We start from the raw sequence: 25,070 nt of genomic DNA on the forward strand, positions 1-25,070 counted from the left end.
TAAAGACCTTCAGCCAGAATTTGGCGCCCTCGGTTTGCTCGATCCACAACCCCAGCACTTCCTTCTTGCCATCGGCCCGGATACCCAGCGCCAGGTACACGGCCTTGTTCTTGACCGTGCCTTCATCCCGGATCTTCAGCCGCAGTGCGTCGAAATAGACGATGGGGTACATCGGTTCCAGCGGCCGTTGCTGCCACTGTGTGACCTCGTCGAGGACTTCGTCGGTGATGGTGGAAATCAGGTCCGGCGACACCTGCGTGCCATACAGCTCCAGCAGATGGCCCTGGATCTCGCGCACGCTCATGCCGCGTGCGTACATGCTGATGACGTGGTCGTCAAAGCCTGGCATACGTCGTTGGTGCTTGGCGACCAGCTTGGGTTCGAAGCTCGCCAGCCGGTCACGGGGAATGTCCAGGTGCAGTGCGCCGCCTGGCGTGAGCACTTTCTTCGGGCTGCTGCCATTGCGGTGGTTCTGGCTCGCCTCGCCTTCGCTGGCCAGATGATGGCTCAACTCCGCCGTCAACATACGTTCGGCCAGCATCTTCTTGAGCTGCCCAGCCAGGCCAGATTCGCCAAGGATCGACTCGGCGTCCTTGTTCTGCACTTGGGCCAGCAACTGGTCGATCAGCTCGACTGGGATGAGGCTAGGTGCTTTCTGCTTCTTCGGTTTCTTTGTGGTCATTACGTCAGTCATGGAATTTCCCTTTCGGTATTATTTCATAACCCCGTTCACACAGAAAATCTGACAGGCTCACTAGGTTGGCTTTTTCTCAATCGGAATCTATGACTTGCACAATTCCAGCGACTGCCTAGTCCCAGTAACTAACGACCATATGGTGGTTTCAAAATTTGCGACGTCATTTATACATAATTGGCGCCAGTTTCCGATAATCACATTTTGATTGACTAGTCTCTTACGACTTAGCTATAAGTTTATTCGCAAGAGCCGTAGCAAGCAATGAGCTGGTACCACGGGTCTCTAGTCCCATTATCTCCACGCGATAGCGCGCTCGGGTGATTGCAACATATAGGCGTTGATGAGAAGCATAGCTCAGAAAGTTTAAACTTTCGGGTTGAGACTCAGAGGGTTTCGGCGGTACGCGGTCTTGGTCTACCCCAACCAAAATCACAGCCGAAAACTCCAGGCCACCCACATAATCGGCCGTGGTCAAAATGAACCGCCCACCTTGTCTAGCACGTTTGACAACATCAGAATCACCGCGACGTTTGATTGTCTCAACGGGTTTGTTCGTTGCCTTGACCAATTTTTCAGCCTCAGCGAACAACCCGTCGCTGAATACAACAATTGCGACATCAGCCTTTGCACACCCAAGTTCGCTTGAAAGTTCATCCGCTCGTGCGAAGGCCTTTTTCAACATTTGTTCGTCTGTACCCAACATCCAATAATGTGGCAGGGCGCATTTTTTTTCCTCTTCATAAGTAAAGGCGCTGCTTGCGGCTGCGACAGGGTCGTGAAAATTCGTAAATAGCGTTGCGCCAGAGGATGTTACAGAGAAGGCGAGGCTGACAATATCAGGTGAACATCGAAAAATCGAACTAAATACGGTAGACGAACCCTCTCCTTGCTTGCCTTCCGATACCCCCATTGCCTCATCGAATGTTTCATTGTCCCATCCACGATCACCTAATGATTGGCTGACATCCGCAGAATAGACAATAGGAAAAAAACTCTCCGATTTCGTGAGTTTATGAAAAACCGATAATTCATTGACGTTAAATAGATGCGTCTCGTCAATATAAATACTATCAAAAGCCTCACGCGACCTGCGGCGTCGCCAAATAGGAGTGTTTAGTTGCCCCAAGGCACTTAGGATGATGTCGTCAGTATCAAATTGCCCAGCACGCTCTAAGCGCTTGCGGTACCCTTTGAAAGCCAAGAAAGCAAATACTTTATCACCATCGTTTTTAACTGGTAGACCATAGGCAAGACGTGGCAATTTCCGATATTTTGTCTCGTCTTCGTCTGCGCGCCCTTTAATTTTAACGCTCACCTCGTGTTGGAGCATTTCCGCTACAACCCACCTGTCCTCCCGCTCAATGAACTCTATAAATTCTGCCGTCATAAATGACCGATGAGTTGGCAGATGAGTCTCAATTGCTTCGTCAAGGGCTTCCAGAGTGTAGAGCAGTTGCGCCTGCTTAGATTCAAAAGCGTCACGATCCAGGAATTCCGATTCAGAAATTTCAGTATTTAGCACTTCCGCACAATATGCTTGCAGGGTCGTTACCTTGACGCTTTGAAGGGACATCACGCCATCGGCGCTGATAATACCTTTATCAAATTCAGGTTGGAATAGCCCTGCGATGTTTCGACGCGTTGCATCGCTATGCGCGATGAATAACGCGCTGTGGGCTCCAGATCCCTGGTGCGCCTTCCGGAGTGTTGCGATACATTTCAATACTAGACTAAGTGTTTTTCCAGTGCCAGCAGGCCCTTCAATGCGATGTGGGGCAACGACGTCCGCTTCAATAAAGTCGCGTTGTGCTCTAGTTAGAAGCGGCATCCACTCTTCAAAACTTGCATCCCCAACCTGTGGGAAATCTTGATTTCCATCAAGCCTCGTCACCCCAATAACAGTAGAAATTTCATTCGCATGTGTATCTTTCAGCTTCAGGCATGCTGCCTGTGCTTCAGGCAAAGCTTCGATTGCTTTCTTGAAATTCGTTGTGCCTGCCTCTTCGGCCGCCCCACCACCCTCCTCGTTCCCACACTTGTAAACCAGAAGTTCTTCACCCTTGGCCCTTTTTTCTCGCCTGCGTTGGTCTGGAGCCAATTCAAATGTGATCCGAAACGGAACTTGAGCCGAATTGGCAAACGGGAACAACAACCCTTTTGTACTGTTCGGCAACACGCGTTCCGCCCACGTGAAGCTCATCTTTTCCCATCGCTTAATTGCAAACCGAATTACCTTTTGAAAAAGAAGTAGTGCCTCAGAGTCGGACCGTTTATCAAACAGAGGGGCCTCTTGAAGATCAATGACCAAAACATCATGCGACTCTTCCTTTCTTGAGAGTAAATAAAGACCTTGCTTTATCATCACCTGAGCAACCCTCTTGTTTATCGGAAAATCGACAGATTTCCCTAAAATGAGGAATGCAAGCGCTTGTCCGTTTGGAAAGTCAGTCGACTGAAAGCTTCGATCACCAACCAACTCTCCAACTGCAATACGGTCAATAACGATATATCTCATATTTTCAAGCGACATGAATGACTGCCTCATTTAAAATTTTTAATGACGCCAATGTTGGGTCGGGCAGCCCTATTCGCGAAAACATGAGCGAAAATTGTTGCAAAAAATGTTCAATCCAAGGTGACCTTATTACACCAGTCGTATATGCAAAATCAAACACGCGTGCATTCAGGTGTATGGGGCCATGTCCATGAATCGTCGACTCTTCGGTCATCGAGCCATTTGCTATGTCGGTGGCAACATTTCTTGGAATGTGATGAATTTCGCGAAGCATAACTACATAACCATATTTCGATTCATGTTCAGTACTACCGATATTATCAAAAAAATAGTATCCAGCTAATTGATTCGCCCATAATTCCTTCACTAGCCTCTCCGCCGTCTTGTGACTTACGGCAACCAGCTCACACAACGTTTTCGAATCAAGTGGAAGAGAATTTCGAGCATGGCTTACGATATCCAGTTTCCGTGCAATTTCGTGAAATTTTCCACCATCAGGAAAAAGCAACTCTGCTATCTGAGTTGGTGAATATGAATCGAGCACACTTTCTGATTTGTTCTGTGTGGTCAAAAAATTCCTTGCAGCGTTCAGCACCTCCGCTCCAATTCTATCAATCAGCACTCGCGCTCCGTCTTCTCGTAACCAATCTTCATAACGAACGATTGGAACATAATTAAATACGCGAATCTTATTCTCATGGGCCATATCACATCTTGCTGTAATACATAATCCCCAAACGGGAGCGAGTTGATAGTTTTCGGCCGATGCGGCAGTAAATATGGTGCCTTGAGTAATTTGACCAAGTACGGGCTTTTCAATATGCATAATTTGAGCAAGAATTCTTCATAATTGGCTAGCGGATTTGCGAATCGGCATTGAAATCCAGCAGTTCATTTTTCAAGACACTTCGACGCATCGCTCACGACTGAGGCTTGTGACGCCATAGGAATCGGCCACCGAATCGACCTGCCAACTATACAGTGTTGTCACTTGGAAAATCACGGATTTTTAGTAAGGCAGATTAAAGAAGGCACTTTAGTCAATCAAAACTTTTCGTTCGCACGATTGATTCAGATCAAAGTTGAAATAAAGCATACGAAGCGAGTGACAGACAGTTGATGGGCCGTTCCGATCATTGAGTCGCATGGAGACTTTGCCCGGATCACTCGCGCTCAAATGCCTGGCGCCACGTGTCGGGATCGCTGCTTGTGGTTTGTCGGCAAAAATCCAAAATTTTCGCGACATGTGCAGATCAAACAATCGAGATATAGCACCTTGACTTATCGATATGTAGCACAAGTAACTCATTGATTGACAAGGATATTTTCCGCATTTAGGCTTCTGGATATAAATCAAAAAATATCCAGAAACGATGAGTCCCTTTTCCCATTTCCTGCATGAGCTGCGTCTTCGGCTTGAAATCCGCCAAGCGGACTTGGCGAAGCTCGTCGGCTACGAGCAGAGTTATATCTCGGCACTCGAAGTGGGATTAAAAGGGCCACCGACGCAAGAATTCATCACACGTTTGATACAAGCAGTGGCACTCTCCCCGTCCGAGCAGCAGCAATTGCGTAATGCTGTCGGCGCTTCCGAACGAAAGCTGGTCATTGACGCCGACACGCCCCAAGACATCTACTGGCTGCTGAAGGATTTGCGGGATCAGGTCACTTGCGCTTAGTAGCTTAGCAAAAAATAAACCGTACAACTTTACGGGGTCAGTTCACACGGTTGGCTTTTCTTTTTTGGATACCGACGGGAGCCTACTTGCGATCTACCAGAGGTTTCGCCACCAGACAGTTTGCTTCGAAGCCTGAAGCAGTTGATATGGCACCAACACACTCTCAGTTTCATGCCATTTCCGCAGTCTGCTGGCCGTGAAAGCCTCCAGCACAATTCCGTCGACGGCGAACCCCAGGTCTACAAGCTCATACTCAAAAAGCGCCGCCTGAGATGCCTTGTACCATTCATTGGCCACCCGCTCGGAAATACCTAAGCGAGAGGCTCCAGCAAGTCCATGTGTAAAAGCGACGTAAGCCCTCGACAAGGGATGAGGATGTGTTGCTTCCGGTGCATCATCGTGAATCACATATCCATTTTGATACAACACTTCATACATGCCTCGCGTCCCGAGGGCAAAGGCTCTCAGGAGCGTTGATGGAGCAATGCGATTGCGCTTAGCCGCCAGAATCGCGACCAAACGAGCCATTAAGAACTGGGCACCATAAATATCCGCGTCGAGCTCAATGAACTGCCATGTGCTGAATGAATCAGATATGGCTGCTACATCGCTTGCCGAGTTGGAGCCGCTTTCTGTTATGTCAAAAGCAGGTAGCAGGCCTTGTCCCCTCAGGTAACCGATATGTCCACGGACTATGTGCGCAAATTCATGCCAGAAGATCATTTCCGACGCAGAGCCGCATACTGTGCGAACGAAAAGCTCTTCCGTTACGTCGAAATGAGTTGAGTTGCGCCGATAGAATTGACGCGCGGTTGTGTTAAAGAGCTCAAAACATCCCCTTAATAGTCCATCATTCAAACGAATAAGAAATTGGTCTTTCGCAGTTTGATGGGCACTTGCATTTACCTCCGGGTCCTTCACAACCATTGCGATTATCTGCGCACCTCCGCGCAATGTTAGGGATTTGGCTCGGAGGATTTGCTTGGCATTCTCGTCAGCGTCCACGACGTACTGTGAAAAAATAAAAGGCGATTCATTCATTTAAACAAATAGCATAGATTCTATTAGCGGATAGATATATTAATATTTCCGCTGTGCGAGCAATTAGAGAGCGAATAGCAAGCCCCGCAGTTGAGTCAGTATCCTTGCTGCTTTAACTTTACTGTCTGATTGAAGATAGTCATTCATAAGTTGATTAATCTTCTGATCATTCATGTATTCTTCTTCCCAGCCATTGTTGTGAAAAAATCTATTTAATTTGCAAGCACTAATTGTAAAACAACCCTTTTTAGATCTATCAACGTATGCTTTACCAAATTGCAGGATGTGCTCTTCCCAAACATCGAAATGAGGGTGCACTATCTTAAACGCGCTGCTGGAACGGGGATATGTTCGACGATATTGGGGGGAATCAACTGTGTCAGGAACATCTGCTATGACTTCCTGAGCACGCTTTATTGTGTTGCAATCTGCGCAAATTGCGCATAAATTTTTAGGCTGAAAAATATGTTCTTTGTAGAGTGATTTTGGCGCAATATGCTCTACGTGGCAATTCGCTGCGGTTGCAAGTGAAAGTGGCCCTCTACAATACGCACAGGTTCCGCGTTGTATCTCGCGATAGTAATGTCGTATATCGTGTCGCACTGACGTTAAATCATCATCACTCCAATTCTGATGCTGAAATTCAGCATCCTTTTGCTTGGCTTCAATGATGGCTTTGGTCGTCGCGGAGTACCTGATGGGGTAATCTATCATTGCCATTCATACTTCTCCATCTCTGAGAGCGAGAAAATTAACTCAGTAATTGCAGTGCCAGATGGTAATGATTTACTTAGATTTTTTAGCTTTCTCAACATTTTCTGATCGTCTGTACTGAAGGTTTTGCTCTTGCTTACTCGCAGAAACAAATTCATAGCTAAGCGCCCCAAATATTCATTGTTACTGCCAGGTGCACCAAATAATTCTGCTAGTTGAAAGTCAGACGATTTGTTTTGATAATGTCTAGAATCGTAAATTTCATTTTCTGAAAGAGATAGTATGAAACAATTTTTCGAAGGGAGACTAGCCACAATTTGAGGTGAATGTGTGGCAATTACAAATTGACACCGCTTGTAGTGTGAGAAAGCGCTATGAAGAATTTCAAAGTATTTTTCTTGCCATTCTGGATGCAGACTAATCTCTGGCTCATCAATTAATATCAGTGAGTCATCCGATATATAGCTTGCTATTCCCAACATTGATACAAGCATGCACTGTTCACCCGAACTAGCTCTGCGTAATGATATGCTGCCATGCTCGTGTTTATTTAATCTGACATCAATGAGTCTAATAATATTTTTGTCAAGCAAAAATAATATTTTTTTCATGAATCGGCGATCGTAATATTTACGCTCTTTGATCGAATAACTGGTTGTTTCTAACGAAAATTTTAGAACGAAATTTTCGTTATGATCGGTGAGTTTTTGCAGTTCTTTTAACGTTAGTTCCACTTCCAGTAGCATCTCTTCACTAAGTCCGTCCTCTTTCTCTGTACGCTCGAAATAGCTAGGTGAGCGGTGACCCTCAAACTTCGAACTCAGTTTAAAAATTAAATCTAGGTCGGATGAAAATCCGAGAAGCTCAAAGACCGAGATAAGGCGTAGATTATCGTGATCTTCTAAGTACTTGCTAAGTAGCCCTCGCGCGGCCGAGGCAATAAGTCCAATCGATGATGTATTGCCAAATGGCAATCTACTTCTCATTCCGACATACGAATATTTATCTTCTGAATTACTGTCACCAGAAAATTTTCTAGAAAGAGGAAAAATGTCGAACGGGCTTGTTGAGACGGCGATAACTCTTCTAAATGGATGGTAGGAATTCGCAGAAAAGAAATGCCGCTGCGCAGCCTTAGTTGTCTCGGTTGCTAATGCTGATAGCAATCTGCTTTTGCCAACCCCATTTTTCCCCACGACGACGGTGAAGCAGCTAGCCGAAGGTGAGACTAGACTTTCTTTAATAACGAGTGGTACATGTTTTTTTTCGTTATCGTGTGCGAATGTAAATATCAATCTGATCCTCAAATATTTTTAGTACAGCGACCTTCGAGGGAAACTACTGTCATCCAAAATCTTTCTTGTTGTGACAAGCCACTATTCTACGGCCCCGTCAAGAGTCGGAAGATTCAGCACCTTCAACGGAGGGGGAGATTTTCTGACCAAAAATTGCCTAGCCGAGCCAAATCTCTCTTCTAACAACAAAGATACAATCGAAGCCAGTATTGAACAGCTTCCTAAGAAAAAGAAGAAAATAAACTTCAAATCCACGGAGTCATGAGTCTTAATAACAAAAGACGTCAGAGCGATCAATAAAATTGAGCCGAAGAACGCAAAAACGAAATAAAGGAGAAAAAGAAGCCATCTTGTTTTGTACAACCTTAGCTTCCAGTGAAAAATTTTCAAACGATATCTTTTTTGTTTTTTCCGAAAGCGGAATTTCCCTAGCGCTCCATTTTTTATCTCTAGTTTTAAATATGGCCTAGTGAGCAGATACTCCCTGATCGAATCGCTCGGATCTGTTGCAGATACAAGTTTTTTTATCTCATGATGAGCTAATTGTTTTTTGTAGTAAAACCAAAATGTTTGCTCAAGTTGATAATTCAAGAATTCCGGGGCGTATCCTGGCGCAGAGATTAGGTAACTGTTCATTGCGGCAAACAAGGCCGACTGCCTGTCTTTTTTTACCGTGTGCGAACCTGTTCTCATATCGGCCCAATTTTTGATGACCGGAGCCAATACTATGATTAACGCGACGACGATGATCCATGGATTGTGCGTGCCTACAGCCTCGATTATATTGCCCATGCGTTAAACCTACCTTTGGGTATTGAGCGGCTACGTCAACAAACTGGCGAATTTTCAAAGCTATTGATTTGGGCCAGCAGGATTTGATTTTTCATTGCACCGTCCCGTCCATGATGAATCTCACGATGGCAGTTTGGACAGATTGCTGCCATCCAGGAAGGAATGTCTAATCCGTCATCTGATAATTGACGAATGTGATGTGCTTCCAAATACGACTTCCCGTCTTTATTTAAGAATGGCGCCGCCTTCCCGCATGATTCGCACATACCTTTAGCACGTGCTAAGACGTAGGCTTTGACGTCTTCGCTTCGCTTGTATAAATTCTTTTTTGAGACCGCCGGCGCAGTGAACACTTTGTTTTCAACGGCGGCGTAAGCACGCTTTCTCATCTCGTCTAGACTGATATTTTCATGCGTTACCATTTCACTTGATTCATCTTGGAGATGTGCCGCTAGCACCGACGAAGGAGTTAAGTGAAATTGTATTAATTTCCTCGGATTGCCATTTCTATCAGGTCCGATTTTTTTGTCGTCGCATCCTGCGCACAAAAACATTCCTTTAAATCGATAGATTCCACTTTTCTTTGTGGAGGCAAAGAAGAGCAGTTCTTTCCCATCTTTGATATGGTCGCGGACCGCGCGATTTCCCCGGTGGAATTGCATGGGACCAACCTGCCCTTCACCCGTATAGATGAATAAGCCGTTCTCGTCGTAGCCGTCATGGTAGCCGTGCTGTTCGCCAGCTTCGCTCGTAAAAAGAAAGATAAAAGGCGCGTTCGCCGGCGTCGCGATTCCGCCTTGCTGCTGTCCGCCGAATTTTTCGTGGATATCTCTGCGACGGCTATAAAGTTTTTCGAGTTCGAACGCCACGGTCATTTTTCATTCTTGATAATTTCCAATATATTATCTTAAGGCAATTGAATTTATGCAACATTTGCCGGTAAGTATCAAGAAATGATGATGAATCGCACAATTTATTGTGCGCCATTAGATTGGCTTGAACGATCTAAAGGGATTCAGACTTAAAAAAATGATGCACTGGGCATCTTCAGTGCCAACGGAGATACGGCGCGTGCCTTGCACCTGGTCTGCGATCGAAGCACTGAAAGAGGTTGGCTGACCGTCGCGGTGGCTGCGACTTGTAGCGCGTTATCCGGACGGGTAATTCAGAAGCGACGCCGCGAATGACTATGCTGGAGTTTGCTCGTCCAAAATGACACGAACTGCCGCCGCCATTTTTATCAGCGTCGGATAGTCTGCTTTGTTTGCCGCCCGCAATAAGAAATCCCTCAACCCTTCTGCCGATGGTTGGTCATCAAAGTCAAAGAAGTTCGCTAAATTGACGCCCAGCTCTGCGCGAATCTTGTCCAAAGTCTCCAGCGACGGATAGTGAGCGCCGCGCTCCAGTCGGCTGAGCGAATTCGTATCTATCCCAACCCGTCCAGCCAGTTCCTCCTGAGACAACTCCTTTCGCTTACGCAGTATCTGAACCCTCTCGCCGATTAGCCGCCGAACATCTTGCATGTATTCCTCCCAAGTTGATTCGGCTAGTTAATCAACATTGGACGTTTCTTATAACAACGTTCTACGTATATGTTTATAATATATCTACGCACAAGGAATATTTGCAGAAAAATGAATCAATAAAGGAGGTCAAGCCAACATGAATCAGCTCACCGATTAGTGATTGCGTCTCCCCCTGACCTGAACACACAAAGCGATAAGGAGCACGAAATGCCTCTATTTGTCTTACCAGAATACATGTGATGAATATGTGACGATTAGTCCGTTCACGGTCAGCCAAAAAAATGGCCCAATGCATATGTGAAACCTTTATCAATACACTTCGGTGAACGAATACGAAAGCTAAGAAAAGATCGGGGTCTTTCTCAGGATGGATTTGCCGATTTGTGTGGCTTTGATCGCACATACATTAGCGGCATCGAAAGAGGACGTCGCAACCCATCTCTGTTAGCCATAGAGGCTTTGGCTAATGCATTGAGTGTCACCGTAGCGGAGCTTTTGGACGGCTGACAGCTATATACAACTTTGGTTATGGAACAAGAGCGAGGTAGACAAGGTCTTGGCGGCGCCCGGACCAATGAACGCCTCCATCGTGGCCCAAACACGCGATAAGGAATACGAAATGCCGCTATTCGCCTTACCAGATCCTCAAGATCTCGCCGACACCATTGCCGATCGCCTGGATGCATTGTGCGACGAACCTCTTTCGGCAGAGACCCGGGCGCAGGTGATCGACAACTGCATCGCGCCAGTGACGCTGATGATGCGGGCTGGCGAAATGGCGTGCGCCGCTGGCGAGCGGGAACAGATGGTCTTCGTCCATATGATCGCTACGCTGGCGGCACAGGCCGAAACCGCGAAATGGGTGAGCTGACATGCATCCGCTCGCCCCCTATTTTTCCCTTAAAAACAAGGTAGCAGTGATCACCGGCGCGGCGCGTGGCATGGCGCTGCATATCGCCGCTGCGCTGTCCGCTGCCGGCGCCCGGTTGGCGATTCTGGATGTGCGCGCGCAGGAAGGACGCGCCGTCGCCGGCATGCTTGGCGGCGCTCTGGACCGGGCCCGCTTCTGGCAACTCGATGTCAGCGACAACGATGCGGTGCGGCGGACGATGGAGGCAGTCGAGGCTTATTTCGGCCGTATCGATATTCTGATCAACAGCGCCGGCATCGAAGCCGGCAATGCGTCTGCGCAGGGACTGGCGCTGAAGCAATGGGAAAAGGCGATGCAGGCCAATGTCAACGGCAGCATCTTGTGCAGCAAGCATGTGAGAGCCGCGATGGAGCGGGTCGGCGGCGGCTCTATTGTCAACGTACTGTCGTTGTGCCGCCTGGACGACAAGCGGCAGGAGGCGGCCGACCATGTCGCCAAGGCGGTGCTGCGCATGGCAAACATGAATGCGATGCACTATGCCGCGCACAACATACGCATCAATTCCATTTATCCCAGCGTAACGCGGCCGGCCGCCTTGGCTGCGGCCAGGCGCAAACAGGGCGACCTGACGCAGGCGCTGAGCGATACCGCCGAATTGCGGATGCTGACCAACCGCGGTTCGGCCACGGACGTGGCGGCGGGGATCTTGTATCTGGTCTCGGACGCGGGCCGTTTTGTCAGCGGCAGCGAGTTGGTGATCGATGCCGGGTATGACGGATAAGCGACGCTCATGCTGCGCGCTGGCGAAATGGCGAATTGGCGTGTACCGGCCGCCGCTGGCGAGCGGGAACAGATGGTCTTCGTCAATAGATCGAGAGTGCCCTATGTGTATTTTTTCAGCCCCACCTACCCAAAAAAAAGGAGACAAAATGGCTATTTCATTGCGTGAAAAAATCAGCTACGGATTAGGCGACGCCGCATCCAACCTGGTGTTCACCACCATCCTCAGTTTCATGATGTTTTTCTATACCGATATTTTTAAGATTCCGGCCGCGCAGGTCGGGATGCTGTTTTTGTTTTCCCGCGTGCTGGACGGATTTCTGGATTTTTCCATGGGCGCCATTGCCGATCGCACCCGCAGCAGATTCGGCAGTTTTCGTCCGTACATCCTGTGGATGGCCTTGCCGTTTTCGGTATTTTTCATCCTGGCGTTTTCCACGCCCGATCTGGACGAACGCGGGCGCATCATCTATGCGTGGATCACCTATAACGCGCTGATGATCGCCTACACCGCCATCAATATTCCCTATTCGGCCCTGTCCGGCGTGATGACGGACGATCCCAAGGAGCGCAACGATCTATCCTCCTTCCGCATCGCCTTGGCGCAGGTGGGCGGATTGGTCATCAACGGCTGCACCTTGCCGCTGGTGAATTACTTTGCCAACGGCGATCCGGCGCATGGCTACCGCATGACGGTGATCATTTTCGCGGCATTGGCCTTGCTGTTGTTCATGCTGACCTTTGTGAACACCCGCGAACGCATCGTCCCCTTGCCGCAGCAGCATTCCACTGTTTTGCAGGATGTTGCGCTGATGTTCAAGAGCGTGCCGTGGCGGGTCATGACGATTGCCGCCATTCTGATGTTCGTCGCCATCATCATCCAGACCGGTGCGGTCATGTATTACTTTCACTATGTCGTGCCGCCTGCCGCCATCGGTGGCAACGCCGTATTGCTGCTGCTGGGCTGGTCGGATTGGGATGGCAATGATTTGGCCACCTTGTTTTTAGCCGCCGGCAGTGCGGCAGGTATTGCCGGCGCTGCTTCGGCGACTTTTTTTGCGCAATATGTTGGTAAATTGACCAGTTTTATTGTCGCTTGCGTGCTGTGTGCGGCAGGACTAATGTTGTTTTACTTTACGCCCGTCGCCAGCCTGGAATTCTTGTTTCTGGAATATCTATCGGTTACCGCCACGACCAGTGTCGTCGCGGCGCTGTACTTCTCCATCTTGGCCGATGTGGCCGATTACGGCGAGTGGCATTACCAGGTGCGGACGACCGGATTGATTTTTGCCAGCGGCACCTGCGCCGCCAAAATCGGCATGGGGATCGGCGGCGCCCTATCAGGCTGGTTGCTGGGGTATTTCGGCTATGTCTCCAATCAGGTGCAAACCGCCGCAGCCAGTCATGGCATCACGCTGTTGCTCAGTCTGGTGCCCGCCTTCATTTTTCTGAGCATCGCCGCTTTAATGCATTTCACTTATACGCTCGATGCCGAAAAGCTTGCGCACATCAAACAGGGTTTGCAGCAACGCCGCCAAACCCTGGCCTCTGCATAGCAGCGGTTTCACTTCTCACTTCTGTTAAAGAAACTACTGAAAGGACTATGATGAATTCCTCCCTACTGTTCAATTCTCTGGCGCACTCACCGTTTCACTTGAATGAAGCGCGCCGGCAATGGGTGCAAGCGACTTTTGCTGCACTCAGCAACGATGAAAAAATCGGCCAGACCTTGCTGCCGCTGCTGCCTGATCTGGAGCAGGCCAGTCTGGACGCCGTACTGCGGGTTCCGGTCGGCGGCGTGTTCCGCATGCATCAGGGGCCGCTGGCGGCCTTACAGCAATCGGCAAGGTATCTGCAAGCACGGAGCAAGCTGCCCTTGCTGATGCCGGGCGATCTGGAATATGTCGAAAACGGCGCCATCGGCCAGGGCGCCATGTTATCGAATCAGCTGGCGCTGGCGGCGACGCACAATACCCGGCTGCTTGCCGATGCGGCGCGCATTGCCGCGCTGGAAGGGCGTAATGCCGGCTATAACTGGTCGTTCAGCCCGATAGTCGATCTCAGCATCCATCCGCGCAATCCGATCGTCTGCACCCGTTCCTTCGGCAGCGATCCGGAGCAGGTGGCGGAGTTGGGCGCGCGCTATATCGCATCGATGCAGCAACACGGCATGGCGGCCTGCGCCAAACATTGGCCGGGCGACGGCATGGGCGATACCGACCAGCATCTGCTGCTGAGCGAAAATCCGCTGTCCTTCGAGCGCTGGCAAGAAACCTATGGCGCCATCTACCGGCGCATGATCGATGGCGGCGTGTTGTCGGTGATGAGCGCGCACATCAGCCTGCCCAGCGTCGACGCCAGCGGCGCCCCCGCGAGTTTGTCGGCCAAATTGAATCTAGATTTACTGCGTGAGCAACTCGGCTTTGCCGGGGTGATCGTGTCGGATGCCTCGACCATGGCAGGCATGACTTCCCAGGCCAAGCGGGCCGACCTGGTGGCGGCATGCATAGAAAACGACTGCGATATTTTATTGTTCCCGGAAGATGTGGAAGCCGATTTCAATCACCTGAAAACCGCCTTGCGAGAGGGGCGTTTGAGCCAGCAGCGCCTGGACGCCGCAGTGCTGCGCATCCTGGCGCTGAAAGCCGCGCTGGGCTTGGCGGAAACGCGCGTGGAAGCGGTGCCGTTCGATGCTGCCGCCCACGCAGAAACAGCGCGCGATATCGCTCAAGGCTGTCTCACGCTGCTGCGCGACGATGCGCAAATCCTGCCCCTGTCGCCCCAAAAGTACCCGCGCGTCTTGCTGATTCAACCGCAACGGCGCGACACGATATTAGGGGCCGGCGCAACACTGCAGATCGCATCGCTGTTGCAAGCGCAGGGGTTTGCGGTCACGCCATTTACCACGGGCATGCAGATCAGTCCTGCCTTGTTTGATCTGGTGCTGGTCACCACCGCCGATGAAGCCGCCTTGTGCAAAGCGTATATCGGGATTGACTGGCAAAACCTGCAGCCGGGATTGCACCATGCCATGCAACGCTTTTGGCATGACATTCCCACCGTGTTTATTTCACTCGGCAATCCTTACCAGGCCCAGGAAGTGGCGCAATGCCCGACGGTGATTTTAGGTTATTGCCCGAGCGCGCCGATTCAAGAAGCGCTGGTACAGGCGCTGATGGGAAATATCCCCTTCCTTGGTAAGAACCCGGTGCGTCTGGAGATCAAGGCCACAGTGGAATTTTAACGATGCCGGTTTTGCATAAGGTGGCCTTGCTTTTTACCGCGTCAAAACAATAAGACGCGGATGCAACGCCACCATCCTCAGGAGACAATTCATGAAAAAGTTTAACGTTCTATCCAGCCTGCGCGCCATTGGCAGCAGCATCGTATTAACCGGCGCCGGCCTCGCCTCGGCCGAGGGTTTGCCGCTAGATGAATCGCTAGTTGAGGCGGCGCCAGACTGGCGGCAGCGCATGCAGGCCAAGGGCTATCAATTCGAAATCGGTTACCTGAATCAAACCGCTTACCTGGCGCACGGCGGTTATACCGATCGGCGCTCGACGCAGATGATTGATCAGTTCCATTTTAAATTCACTGCCGATTTACAGAAAATAGCCGGTATCGACGATGGCGCGATTGAAGCCTTGGCCGTCAATCGCAATCATGACAACAACCTGACGTATCGCGATCTCTACGATCCACAGGCGCCGTTTGTGAATTCAACCCAGGAAAGCCATGGGCGCGGCTCTATCTGGCGGCTAGGCTTGCTGTCGTATCGCCAGTCATTTCTGGATCGGCACCTGAAAATCCGCGCCGGCCTGATCAATAAAATCTGGGATTTCGACGACGCCACGCCGTGCGATTTCCAGACCCTGCAGTTATGCGGCGGCAAATCCGGCGGCTCGGGCATCTGGTATAACTGGAACGTGGCGCAGTGGGGCGTGAGCATGCAATACCGCCTTGCTCCGCAGTGGATAATCAAAACCGCTGTGTACGATCAAAATCCAAAACGACAAGACCGAAATCAGGCGTTTTCCTTGTTCACCTCCGGCACCCAGGGCGTGATTGTGCCGCTGGAACTGGACTATCGTCCGGTCTTTGCGAACGGCACATTGCCCGGTATTTATCAGTTCGGCTTGACCACCAGTAATGCCCGCAGCCGGGATTTGTATTTGGCCTCCAATGACAGCCCGCAGGCGCTCTATCCTGATCTGGGCGCCAAAACCTACCGGCGTCAACAGTATGCTTACTGGAACTTTACCCAGCAGGTAACGCGGCGCGGCGCGGCGGCCGATAACGGCATGCATCTGTTTTTCACCGGTGGCATCGGGGACCGCAGCGCGATAGTCAAGCAGAGCTACTCCACAGGAATCCGCTACCCCGGTGTGTTCCCGCAGCGTTCTGCGGATGTGCTTGGGGCTGGCGTTTCTTACACAAAAATCAATAAGGATTACGTGAATAACGATCGTCTGATCAACCGGCTCAACGCCGGCCAGGCGGGATTCAGCCCCTTATTGATGCGCGACGCAGCCGAAGTGGTTGGGGAGATTTATTACCGCGTTCAAGCAACCCCGGCTATCGCCATACAGCCGGGGTTGCAATACTGGCGTCATCCGGCGGGTGTCGGGCAAGCATCGGATGCTTATGTGCTTGGCTTGAAAATGACGGCTAATTTTTAAAACAGCATGCCGCCCAAGTGGCGGCATTTTTATGAACGGCGCAAATAATTCTTTTACATCAGTGTTCATAAACGGCCGTTTGTGAACACATATGGACACCATAGAGGCGGTATAAAACAGATCGGTAAATAGGTTTGGCGGGTGGCTTCGGTCACTCTCCTTCTTTCAGGCCAGACAAATTTTGAGGTTGGGCAAGCATGACATGGGAACCATACGTAAGACGATCACTTTGACCGATGCGCAAGACGGCTGGATTAAGTCCCGGATTGCAGCTGGCGGCTATACCAATGACAGCGAGTATATCCGTGACCTCATCCGGCGCGAACAGGAACGCGGCGCCCATATCGAGGCCATACGTGCCGATCTGATCGAAGGCGAGGCCAGCGGTGAACCAAGGCCGTTCGACGCCGCTGCGTTCAAGCAGCGGATGTTAGCGACACATGGCTGAATATCGGCTTACTCCCGCCGCCAAAGTGTCGAGCGTCACATGATCTAATTTCGCATCACGAACTACGGTATCGCCGTAGTTCGTATTCTGCATGACCGTATGGATGCCTCACGTTATCTGTGACACACGTCGGTGACGTGACCGCAGCCACGATAGTCAAGCAAAGCTACTCCACCGGAATCCGCTACCCCGGGGTGTTCCCGCAACGTTCTGCGGATGTGCTTGGCGTGGGCGTTTCTTACGCGAAAATCAATAAGGATTACGTGAACAATGATCGCCTGATCAACCGGCTCAATGCCGGCCAAGCGGGATTCAGCCCCTTATTGATGCGCGGTGCCGCCGAAGTGGTCGGGGAGATTTATTACCGCGTTCAAGCAACCCCGGCTATCGCCATACAGCCGGGATTGCAATACTGGCGTCATCCGGCGGGTGTCGGACAGGCATCGGATGCTTATTGAGGAGCCGCGGTCTGCGCCGCGCTGAGCCAGGCGCTGGCTTATTGAGCGTGCGGCAGCTGGCGCAGACGCTCTGCGATTTCGTCAGCCTCCCGCGCATTTGGCGAATCATTTGGCGAATCTTGGACTAAGTTTTTTTAAATAGAAATCTGTTTAAAACCAACAGCTTATATCAGGCAAGGCGAATCTGTTGGCGAGTCTTGGCGACTTGGAAGAGAAGCTGAGGGTGCGCGGCGGCGCTTAGGGGCAACACGCATGGTGTTCTGCCAAACCGTAAGCGCGCTCTGCAATTGAAATTTCTAATATATTGATTTATATACGTTTTCGGTATGAATTTAAATAGTCATGAAATATACCGAAAGGCCCCGCATCTACTCCTGACGAAACCCATCTGGTGCGTACCAGTGCTTCCGACAGCGAAAAGAGTTGGCCGGACAACGACGCGACGGCTTGAAAGCCTCGCTCGACAACATAAGGTGATGAATAGTGCCCTCAGAGTCGGACGCGTTGCGCAGCTCGTTGTCGATATCCTGAATCGCTTGGCAGCTTGAATAACTGGATGCCGCACGATTTGATCAGGTGATTAAGGCAGCTTCCAGCTCGGCCGGCGAATACACAGTGATAGTCGATTTTTTGAAGTCCGGCCCGTTTCTTGTGACGATGCCTTGCGCACCAACGCTGATTGCCGCTTGATGAAGCACTGCGTTTTCAAAATCGGTAAATCCGTCATTTAGTGCAGCATCCAGCACAGAGCGGGTAACTGCGGCCACTTCAAAGATGCTGAGCAGCTTCTTGATGCTGGCCTGAGCCACTGCAGCCCCTAGTTGTTTTTCTACGAAATAGAACACCGTGGTCACAGTGGTCGCACAAAGAGCGCCGCTTATTCTCCCGGTTTCAACTTTTGCCACGAGTGGCGCAGACAGGGCTGCATGCGGCTGCCGATTCAGCAGCACATCAAGGATGACGTTCGTATCATAGAGGATCTTCACCGATATTTTTCCTCTAAGTGCGCACGGTAATCCCGCTTGTCGTCAACCTCATGGCCTGACGTCAAGATTCCTACGAGGGATCTTGTAACAGGCGGGAGATTATCGACCGGACCCAAATCCTTGGCTGGCTGCTGGCCGCTAGTTGGCTCCAGGTCATCCAGGAGCGCGAAAAAATCACCAACCATCTTAGAGAGGGACTTACCCGACCTTTCTGCACGCGCCTTCGCATGTTTGATCAACTCGTCATCGAGCCGAAGCGTAAGTTTCGTTTCCATACCCACTCCATATCTGTTTGACGTACATGTACAACGAAACCGTACGTCACAAACTCGATGGAAGCAAGCATCCGTGGCAAAAGGGGCATAGAGAAAACGCCATTTTCTATATGCATCAACACTTACATGTATAAAAAAGCGATTTTTCTATACATGACAAATTGCAGCACCAACCCCCAGCATAATTTTCAGAATGGATGATAAATAATAGTCGACAGCCGGCAAATTATTGAAGCCATTCAAATTCTTACAGTATCTTCAGCCGGAAAGATTTGATGAACCTCTAAAACCAGTATAAATCCAAGGGATAGTCGTTTTTTTAGCACTAACCAATGGAAATACAATGGATTTTCCCCATCGCTTCCAGATGAGATTTGCGCCGAGTTACCTGGCAATAAATATGTATGCCAGGCATCGTTTGCTTGGCAGACGACCTCTCAATCTCCCAGTTCCACCACCGCCGCCAGCGGCACTCCCTCCGGCGCTTCATAAAGCGCAATCACCCAAGCCTGCCCCGGATTGCCGGCAACCTGATTCAGCATCTTCACAACGAAATTGATCGATGCCTTATCCAGCCCGGCAAACGGATCGTCCAGCAAATTGAGCGTGGCGCCGGCAGCGAACGCCGCGGCCAGCCAGACTTTTCGTTTGCTTCCTGTGGATAATTTATATAGCTGCTTGTCCAGATGCGGCGTCAGCGACAATCCTTCAGTGAGCGCCGGCAACAGCCCATCGTCAAACCCGGGATATGCGGCATGCAGCGATGCAAAATACTCGTGCGCCGTCATCTGGTCGAATGCTTCCGAACGCGGGTCCACCCAAAATACCTGGCGCCGATAAGCATCGGACTGCTCATGCAAGCGCACATCGTTGATCTGCAATTCCCCCGCCTGGGCCGGCAGGTCGCCGGCCAGCAGCCGCAACAAACTGCTCTTGCCGCGTCCATCGCCGCCGCGCACCAGCGTGATGCCTGCAGGAATGTCGGCTGACCAGTTGCTGAATAATTTTTGCTCGGGGTAATGAAAAGTGAGATTGACGGCTTGCAGGATGGCTGTGTGATGCTGCTTCATGGCATGGATTTTCAACTATAAACGGGGAACCGGATACTGCTTGCAGCGCGTCAGCCGATGTGTTTCCGTGCAGCCTGGCGAGGGTCGCAAGAACAGGTCAAAACCATTTGTAATAGGTCAAGACGTGCACTAATCTTCACTCAATGAAAACACATTTTTTGACAATGAATTTACGCGCCATCTTACGTGCGCGCAACGTCTCAATGCTGAAGCACAACATGTCTCGATTGTAAGCATTCAAAGGATCTGCTGACCTGCTTCAGGCTCGCATGTCGATCGCGTCGAACACCGATGCGTTCACAAACACTGACAGGAGAATAACATGGCACAAGCTGACTGGCGCCTCGAAGGCGAATGGATCAAGAACTGCAACTGCGCATTCGGATGCCCTTGCGATTTCAACGCCAGGCCGACGCAGGGCAGCTGCAAGGGCCTCGCAGGCATGCGTATCACCAAGGGCCATTTCGGCACCACCAATCTGGATGGCTTGAGCTTCTTCGTGGTGGTGTCGTTCCCGGGCGCATTGCATGAAGGAAACGGGCAACTGCAGCCTATCATTGAAGAGCGCGCCAGCCCGGCCCAGCGCGAGGCATTGTTCGGCATCATGTCGGGGCAGAACTCGGCGGAAGGGACCTTGTTCCATATCTTCAGCCTGATCGTGACGACGATGCACGACCCCATTTTCGCTCCCGTCACGTTTGAGTTCGACAAGGCTGCCAGGACCGCGCGCCTGGTCATCCCCGGCGTGCTGGAAACCGAGGTGGAGCCGATCAAGAACCCGGTGACCGGTGCGCCGCACCGGATCCGGATTGTGATGCCGGAGGGTTTCGAGCATCACGAGGGCGAGGTGGCGTCGGCCAATATCCGCAGCAACGGCGCCATCAAGTTCGAGACTACGGGCAGCCACAGTACGCTGGCGAACGTGGTGCAGACACCGGACGGCGTGGCGGCTTGAATGGCCGATAGCACATTCATGCAAGGAGTGCTGCAAAGAGTGCTGCGACATGATCGTGTCCTGGTCGTGGCCGGACTGCTGGTCGTCGTCATCCTGTCCTGGACCTACCTGCTGACCGGCGCCGGGATGGTGCAGGCGATGGGCGACATGCTGATGCCGATGAGCATGGGGCCGTGGACGCTCGGCCATGCAGTCCTTGTGTTCGCGATGTGGGCGGTCATGATGGCGGCCATGATGTTGCCAAGCGCCGCGCCGATGATACTGCTCTATTCCATTATCGCGCGCAGCAAAGCCGCAAGCGGCGAGCTGGTGACCGCATCCGGCGGCTTCATGCTGGGCTACGTCGCGGTCTGGGCTACGTTCAGCCTGGCGGCTGCCGCGCTGCAGTATGTGCTGGAGCAAAGTGCGTTGCTGTCGCCGATGATGGCAAGCACCAGCACCTTCCTGGCGGCAGCGGTGTTGATCACCGCCGGCCTGTACCAATGGACGCCGCTAAAGCAGGTTTGCCTGCGCCACTGCCGTTCGCCGATCGATTTCCTGACGACGCATTGGCGGGCCGGGGTGCGCGGGGCGTTTGTGATGGGTTTCCGGCACGGTGCTTACTGTGTCGGTTGCTGCTGGCTGCTGATGCTGCTGCTGTTCGTCGGCGGCGTGATGAACTTTACCTGGATCGGCGGCATCGCCCTGTTTATCCTGATCGAAAAACTTGCGCCCGCCGGTCACTGGATCGGCCGTGGCGCCGGCGTCCTGTTGATCGCGTGGGGCGCGGCGACTTTGTATTCGATGGCCTGAACAGAACATCCCATGCAGCGAGGTTTGATGCCGTCCAAGGCGCGAGTATGTGCTGGCATGGGCTGGCGTAATGCATCTTTCCGGGAGACAGGAAAATGAAAACTGCGTTGAAGCACAAGTTCGGATGCGTCGTTTCCGGGGCTGCCAGTTATGTGAGCAAGCAGGGATCGGAATACATCCCGGGCATCAGCAAAGAGACGGTCGGATCGCAGGTCCTGTTTCTCGGGATGGTAACGATTCCGCCCGAAGGCCGGACCAGGGCGCATATTCATCCATACCACGAGTCGGCTTTCTATATGCTGAGCGGAGATGTAGTTGAGTTATGGACAGGTAATGCACTGGAGCAGCAGGAGAAGGCGTATCCCGGGGATTATCTCTATATCCCGGCCGGCATTCCGCACGTTGCGGTGAATCGCAGCAACGTGCCAGCGGTCTTTATCGGTGTGCGCGATGAGCCGACTGCCCAGGAAAGCGTAGAGATGCATCCCGAACTGGATGCCCGGGTACCGTAGACCGGTTTGAATCTTTTTCAGGCGCTCTGCAACCTGCGCACAATCGCATCGGTAAACTCTTGAGTGGATGCCTTACCCTTCAGATCGCCGGTAGCAATTTTGTCCTTGTTCAACGTGTCGGTGATCGCGGTGCGCAGTCGCAGGGCCATGTCATCGTGGCCGACATGGTCCAGCATCTGCCCCGCTGCCAGCAGCAACGAGATCGGATTGGCGATGCCCTTGCCGGCAATATCCGGCGCCGAGCCGTGCACCGCTTCGAAGATCGCGACGTCATCGCCGATATTCGCGCCGGGCGCCATGCCGAGGCCGCCCACCAGGCCTGCCAGCTGATCCGACAGGATATCGCCGAACAGATTGGTGCACAGGAGCATGTCGAACTGCCAGGGGTTGAGCACCAGCTGCATCGCGCAGGCGTCGACGATCATGTCGTTCATCTGCACTTTGCCTTCATACTCGCGCGCTACTTCGCGGGCGGCTTCGAGAAAGATGCCGGTCAGCGCCTTGAGGATGTTGGCCTTGTGCACCACGGTGATTTTCTTGCGGCCGTTCTTTACCGCGTATTCAAAGGCGAAGCGCGCAATCTTCCGGCAGGCTTCGCGCGTGTTGATGCCGGTGGAGACGGCAACGGCGCGCGGATCGTCGCCGACCGGAATATAGTATTCGTGCGCCACATAGAAGCCGCCGATGTTTTCCCGGATCAGGACGACGTCGATGTCTTCATAGCGGCCCGGAACAATCGTTCTTACTGGCCGCACATTGGCATATAGCTGGAATTCTTCGCGCAGACGGACGTTGGAGGAACGGAAGCCTTCGCCTATCGGCGTGGTCAGCGGGCCTTTGAGGGCGAGCCTGGTCTTGCGGATGCTGGCCAGGGTGGCTTCCGGCAGCGGGTCGCCGCTGCTGTTGACGCCGGCCACGCCTGCTTGTTGTATATCCCAGGAGAAAGGAGATCCCAGAGCGGCCAACACCTGGACCGTGGCCTCGACCACTTCAGGGCCGATGCCGTCGCCGGGAATCAGCGTGGCGGGAATTTGCTTAAGTGTCGGGGTATTCATGGAATCCTCTTGAGAGCGCAATGACGGAACAAGCGCGAACAGGCGCTGAGACCGACAATATTAGCACCGCGATGCTTTCGGCCAGTTTACATAGACGGCGCGCAGGGGAAAGCACGCGGCATCGCTGTCGCGTTGCGTTTCAAACAAATAAGGGGGGAATCGCGGCAGGTCGCGGTTGCGCCAGCCGCGGATCGGGCTGGCGCAGAACTTCATGGCAAGTTGCTTACTTAAGTTGCTTACTTAGGCAGCAACAGCCTCGGCTTCGCTGGCGACATCTTCTTCATCCGAGTCCGAACTGCGGATCAGATAATCGAATGCGCTCAAGGAAGCCTTGGCGCCCTCGCCCACCGCAATCACGATCTGCTTGAACGGCACGGTGGTGACGTCGCCGGCGGCGAATACGCCCGGGATCGAGGTCTGGCCCTTGGCGTCGACTTCGATCTCGCCATGGCGCGACAAGGCCAGCGTGCCTTTCAGCCATTCGGTATTCGGCACCAGGCCGATTTGCACGAACACGCCTTCGAGTTCGACGGTATGCGCGGCGCCGGTCTTGCGGTCCTGGTACACCAGGCCGTTGACCTTCTTGCTGTCGCCGGTGATTTCGGTGGTTTGCGCCGAGGTGATCACGGTCACGTTGGCCAGGCTGTGCAGCTTGCGTTGCAGCACTGCATCCGCGCGCAACTCGTCGCCGAATTCGATCAAGGTGACGTGGCTCACCAAACCGGCCAGGTCGATCGCCGCTTCCACGCCGGAATTGCCGCCGCCGATCACCGCCACGCGCTTGCCTTTGAACAGCGGGCCGTCGCAGTGCGGGCAGTAGGCGACGCCGTGGTTACGGTATTCGCGTTCGCCCGGCACGTTGATTTCGCGCCAGCGGGCGCCGGTGGCCAGCACCACGGTCTTGCTTTTCAGCGAACCGCCGTTGGCCAGCTTGATTTCGATCAGCTTGCCTGGAACCAGGGCCGACGCCAGTTGCACGTTCATGATGTCGACTTCATAGGTCTTGACGTGCTGTTCCAGCGCGGTGGCGAACTTCGGTCCCTCGGTTTCTTTTACCGAAACGAAGTTTTCAATCGCCAGCGTATCCAGCACCTGGCCGCCGAAGCGTTCCGACACCACGCCGGTGCGGATGCCCTTGCGCGCTGCATAGATCGCAGCTGCCGCGCCGGCAGGACCGCCGCCGACGATCAGCACATCGTAGGCTTCCTTGGCGCTCAGTTCGACCGCCTTGCGGGCGCCGGCGCCGGTATCCAGCTTGGCGAGGATTTCTTCGACGCTGGTGCGGCCCTGGCCGAACACTGCACCGTTCAGGTAGGTGGTCGGCACCGCCATGATTTCGCGTTGTTCCACTTCATCCTGGAACAGGGCGCCGTCGATGGTGACTTGACGGATGCGCGGATTGATCAGCGCCATCACGTTCAGCGCCTGCACTACCTCAGGGCAGTTCTGGCAAGACAGGGAGATATAGGTTTCGAATACGTAATCGCCATCCAGGTTGCGGATCTGTTCGATCACGGCTTCGTCCAGCTTCACCGGATGGCCGCCGACTTGCAGCAAGGCCAGCACCAGCGAAGTGAATTCGTGGCCCATCGGAATGGCGGCAAAACGGATGCCGCTATCGACGCCTGGGCGATTGATGGAGAACGAGGGCTTGCGTTCGTTGTCGTCGCTGCGCTCGATCAGCGTGATGCGTTCCGACAGCGTCGCGATTTCCTGCAACAGCGATTGCAGTTCACGCGACTTGTCACCGTTATCCAGCGACGCAACGATCTCAATCGGTTGCACGATTTTTTCCAAATAGCTTTTCAATTGGGTTTTGAGATTTGCATCAAGCATGGCGGTTCCTTGCGTGTGTCACGTTGTTTGTGACGATTGGAATAGGGGTAGTGCCGGTTCGAGCCGGGTTTCAGACTCGAACCGTAAAACACGT

27 protein-coding genes are annotated in these 25,070 nt (G+C 52.3%); 12 read left to right on the plus strand and 15 right to left on the minus strand.

The window, feature by feature from the left end:
* The 3 genes from BLV81_RS20880 to BLV81_RS20890 form a co-directional block, all read right to left on the minus strand.
* Positions 1-682 (minus strand): IS256 family transposase (locus BLV81_RS20880; RefSeq protein WP_255365406.1); only part of this gene is annotated, 682 nt, incomplete at its 3' end.
* 232 nt (positions 683-914) lie between these two features.
* The gene (locus BLV81_RS20885) at positions 915-3,227 is read right to left on the minus strand and encodes a UvrD-helicase domain-containing protein (RefSeq protein WP_092359843.1); all 2,313 of its coding nucleotides are present in this window, start codon (positions 3,225-3,227) and stop codon (positions 915-917) included.
* Complete coding sequence (locus tag BLV81_RS20890; protein ID WP_143036403.1) at positions 3,217-4,038, minus strand: hypothetical protein; 822 nt, start codon at positions 4,036-4,038, stop codon at positions 3,217-3,219. The genes BLV81_RS20885 and BLV81_RS20890 overlap by 11 nt, the downstream gene beginning before the upstream one ends.
* Positions 4,039-4,585: 547 nt before the next feature.
* Between BLV81_RS20890 and BLV81_RS20895 the strand changes: the two genes are divergently transcribed.
* A complete protein-coding gene (locus BLV81_RS20895) occupies positions 4,586-4,891 on the plus strand; it encodes a helix-turn-helix domain-containing protein (protein WP_092359845.1) in 306 nt (101 codons plus the stop codon).
* A 93-nt stretch (positions 4,892-4,984) separates the two neighbouring features.
* On the opposite strand, the gene BLV81_RS20900 is transcribed toward BLV81_RS20895, so the two are convergent.
* From BLV81_RS20900 to BLV81_RS20925, 6 genes are all read right to left on the minus strand, one after another.
* Positions 4,985-5,932 carry a hypothetical protein gene (locus BLV81_RS20900; RefSeq protein WP_092359846.1) on the minus strand — a complete coding sequence of 316 codons (948 nt, stop codon included), beginning with the start codon at positions 5,930-5,932 and terminating at the stop codon, positions 4,985-4,987.
* A gap of 63 nt (positions 5,933-5,995) precedes the next feature.
* Complete coding sequence (locus BLV81_RS20905; RefSeq protein ID WP_092359847.1) at positions 5,996-6,652, minus strand: HNH endonuclease; 657 nt, start codon at positions 6,650-6,652, stop codon at positions 5,996-5,998.
* Positions 6,643-7,941 (minus strand): AAA family ATPase, encoded by a 1,299-nt coding sequence (locus BLV81_RS20910; protein WP_176992920.1) that lies wholly within the window; start codon positions 7,939-7,941, stop codon positions 6,643-6,645. The genes BLV81_RS20905 and BLV81_RS20910 overlap by 10 nt, the downstream gene beginning before the upstream one ends.
* Before the next feature lie 81 nt (positions 7,942-8,022).
* Entirely contained in the window at positions 8,023-8,733 is a 711-nt protein-coding gene (locus BLV81_RS20915; RefSeq protein ID WP_092359849.1) for a hypothetical protein, read from the minus strand.
* Positions 8,734-8,768: 35 nt separating this feature from the next.
* On the minus strand, positions 8,769-9,608 hold the full coding sequence (locus BLV81_RS20920) for an SRA domain-containing endonuclease (protein WP_092359850.1): 840 nt from the start codon (positions 9,606-9,608) through the stop codon (positions 8,769-8,771).
* 312 nt (positions 9,609-9,920) lie between these two features.
* Positions 9,921-10,256 carry a helix-turn-helix domain-containing protein gene (locus BLV81_RS20925; RefSeq protein ID WP_092359851.1) on the minus strand — a complete coding sequence of 112 codons (336 nt, stop codon included), beginning with the start codon at positions 10,254-10,256 and terminating at the stop codon, positions 9,921-9,923.
* Between the two features lie 300 nt (positions 10,257-10,556).
* On the opposite strand from BLV81_RS20925, the gene BLV81_RS20930 reads away from it, so the two are divergent.
* From BLV81_RS20930 to BLV81_RS20970, 8 genes are all read left to right on the plus strand, one after another.
* On the plus strand, positions 10,557-10,766 hold the full coding sequence (locus tag BLV81_RS20930) for a helix-turn-helix domain-containing protein (protein ID WP_092359852.1): 210 nt from the start codon (positions 10,557-10,559) through the stop codon (positions 10,764-10,766).
* 67 nt (positions 10,767-10,833) lie between these two features.
* Positions 10,834-11,130, plus strand: a complete 297-nt coding sequence (locus tag BLV81_RS20935) for a hypothetical protein (protein WP_092359853.1) — start codon at positions 10,834-10,836, stop codon at positions 11,128-11,130.
* 1 nt (position 11,131) lies between these two features.
* Positions 11,132-11,911, plus strand: coding sequence for an SDR family NAD(P)-dependent oxidoreductase (locus BLV81_RS20940; RefSeq protein ID WP_092359896.1), 780 nt, complete (start codon positions 11,132-11,134; stop codon positions 11,909-11,911).
* A gap of 148 nt (positions 11,912-12,059) precedes the next feature.
* Positions 12,060-13,466 (plus strand): MFS transporter, encoded by a 1,407-nt coding sequence (locus tag BLV81_RS20945; RefSeq protein ID WP_176992921.1) that lies wholly within the window; start codon positions 12,060-12,062, stop codon positions 13,464-13,466.
* 47 nt (positions 13,467-13,513) lie between these two features.
* Complete coding sequence (locus tag BLV81_RS20950) at positions 13,514-15,154, plus strand: glycoside hydrolase family 3 protein (protein WP_092359855.1); 1,641 nt, start codon at positions 13,514-13,516, stop codon at positions 15,152-15,154.
* Between the two features lie 91 nt (positions 15,155-15,245).
* Positions 15,246-16,589, plus strand: a complete 1,344-nt coding sequence (locus BLV81_RS20955; RefSeq protein ID WP_092359856.1) for a carbohydrate porin — start codon at positions 15,246-15,248, stop codon at positions 16,587-16,589.
* Between the two features lie 202 nt (positions 16,590-16,791).
* The gene (locus BLV81_RS20960; RefSeq protein WP_092359857.1) at positions 16,792-17,037 is read left to right on the plus strand and encodes a type II toxin-antitoxin system ParD family antitoxin; all 246 of its coding nucleotides are present in this window, start codon (positions 16,792-16,794) and stop codon (positions 17,035-17,037) included.
* 119 nt (positions 17,038-17,156) lie between these two features.
* Positions 17,157-17,495, plus strand: coding sequence for a carbohydrate porin (locus tag BLV81_RS20970; RefSeq protein WP_092359858.1), 339 nt, complete (start codon positions 17,157-17,159; stop codon positions 17,493-17,495).
* Positions 17,496-18,067: 572 nt separating this feature from the next.
* Here the strand turns inward: BLV81_RS20970 and BLV81_RS20975 are convergent.
* The 3 genes from BLV81_RS20975 to BLV81_RS20985 form a co-directional block, all read right to left on the minus strand.
* Positions 18,068-18,481, minus strand: coding sequence for a PIN domain-containing protein (locus tag BLV81_RS20975; RefSeq protein ID WP_092359859.1), 414 nt, complete (start codon positions 18,479-18,481; stop codon positions 18,068-18,070).
* Entirely contained in the window at positions 18,478-18,756 is a 279-nt protein-coding gene (locus BLV81_RS20980; RefSeq protein WP_092359860.1) for a DUF6364 family protein, read from the minus strand. Before BLV81_RS20980 ends, BLV81_RS20975 begins: the two co-directional genes overlap by 4 nt.
* Positions 18,757-19,193: 437 nt before the next feature.
* Entirely contained in the window at positions 19,194-19,826 is a 633-nt protein-coding gene (locus tag BLV81_RS20985) for an ABC transporter ATP-binding protein (protein ID WP_092359861.1), read from the minus strand.
* A gap of 322 nt (positions 19,827-20,148) precedes the next feature.
* Here BLV81_RS20985 and BLV81_RS20990 point away from each other — a divergent pair, with 322 nt between their 5' ends.
* The 3 genes from BLV81_RS20990 to BLV81_RS21000 all read left to right on the plus strand — a co-directional run bounded on the left by BLV81_RS20990 (position 20,149) and on the right by BLV81_RS21000 (position 22,085).
* On the plus strand, positions 20,149-20,781 hold the full coding sequence (locus BLV81_RS20990) for a DUF1326 domain-containing protein (RefSeq protein WP_092359862.1): 633 nt from the start codon (positions 20,149-20,151) through the stop codon (positions 20,779-20,781).
* Positions 20,782-21,573 carry a DUF2182 domain-containing protein gene (locus BLV81_RS20995; RefSeq protein WP_255365401.1) on the plus strand — a complete coding sequence of 264 codons (792 nt, stop codon included), beginning with the start codon at positions 20,782-20,784 and terminating at the stop codon, positions 21,571-21,573.
* 95 nt (positions 21,574-21,668) lie between these two features.
* Positions 21,669-22,085 (plus strand): cupin domain-containing protein, encoded by a 417-nt coding sequence (locus BLV81_RS21000; protein WP_092359863.1) that lies wholly within the window; start codon positions 21,669-21,671, stop codon positions 22,083-22,085.
* Positions 22,086-22,102: 17 nt separating this feature from the next.
* On the opposite strand, the gene BLV81_RS21005 is transcribed toward BLV81_RS21000, so the two are convergent.
* From BLV81_RS21005 to ahpF, 3 genes are read right to left on the minus strand one after another with little or no spacing between them, the layout of a single operon-like run.
* Positions 22,103-23,140, minus strand: coding sequence for an isocitrate/isopropylmalate dehydrogenase family protein (locus BLV81_RS21005; RefSeq protein WP_092359864.1), 1,038 nt, complete (start codon positions 23,138-23,140; stop codon positions 22,103-22,105).
* 60 nt (positions 23,141-23,200) lie between these two features.
* Entirely contained in the window at positions 23,201-23,353 is a 153-nt protein-coding gene (locus BLV81_RS24000) for a hypothetical protein (protein WP_176992922.1), read from the minus strand.
* A 27-nt stretch (positions 23,354-23,380) separates the two neighbouring features.
* On the minus strand, positions 23,381-24,976 hold the full coding sequence (ahpF, locus tag BLV81_RS21010) for an alkyl hydroperoxide reductase subunit F (protein ID WP_092359865.1): 1,596 nt from the start codon (positions 24,974-24,976) through the stop codon (positions 23,381-23,383).
* Positions 24,977-25,070: the final 94 nt, after the last annotated feature.

This window comes from Collimonas sp. OK242 (assembly GCF_900107095.1).
Classification (GTDB): domain Bacteria; phylum Pseudomonadota; class Gammaproteobacteria; order Burkholderiales; family Burkholderiaceae_D; genus Collimonas.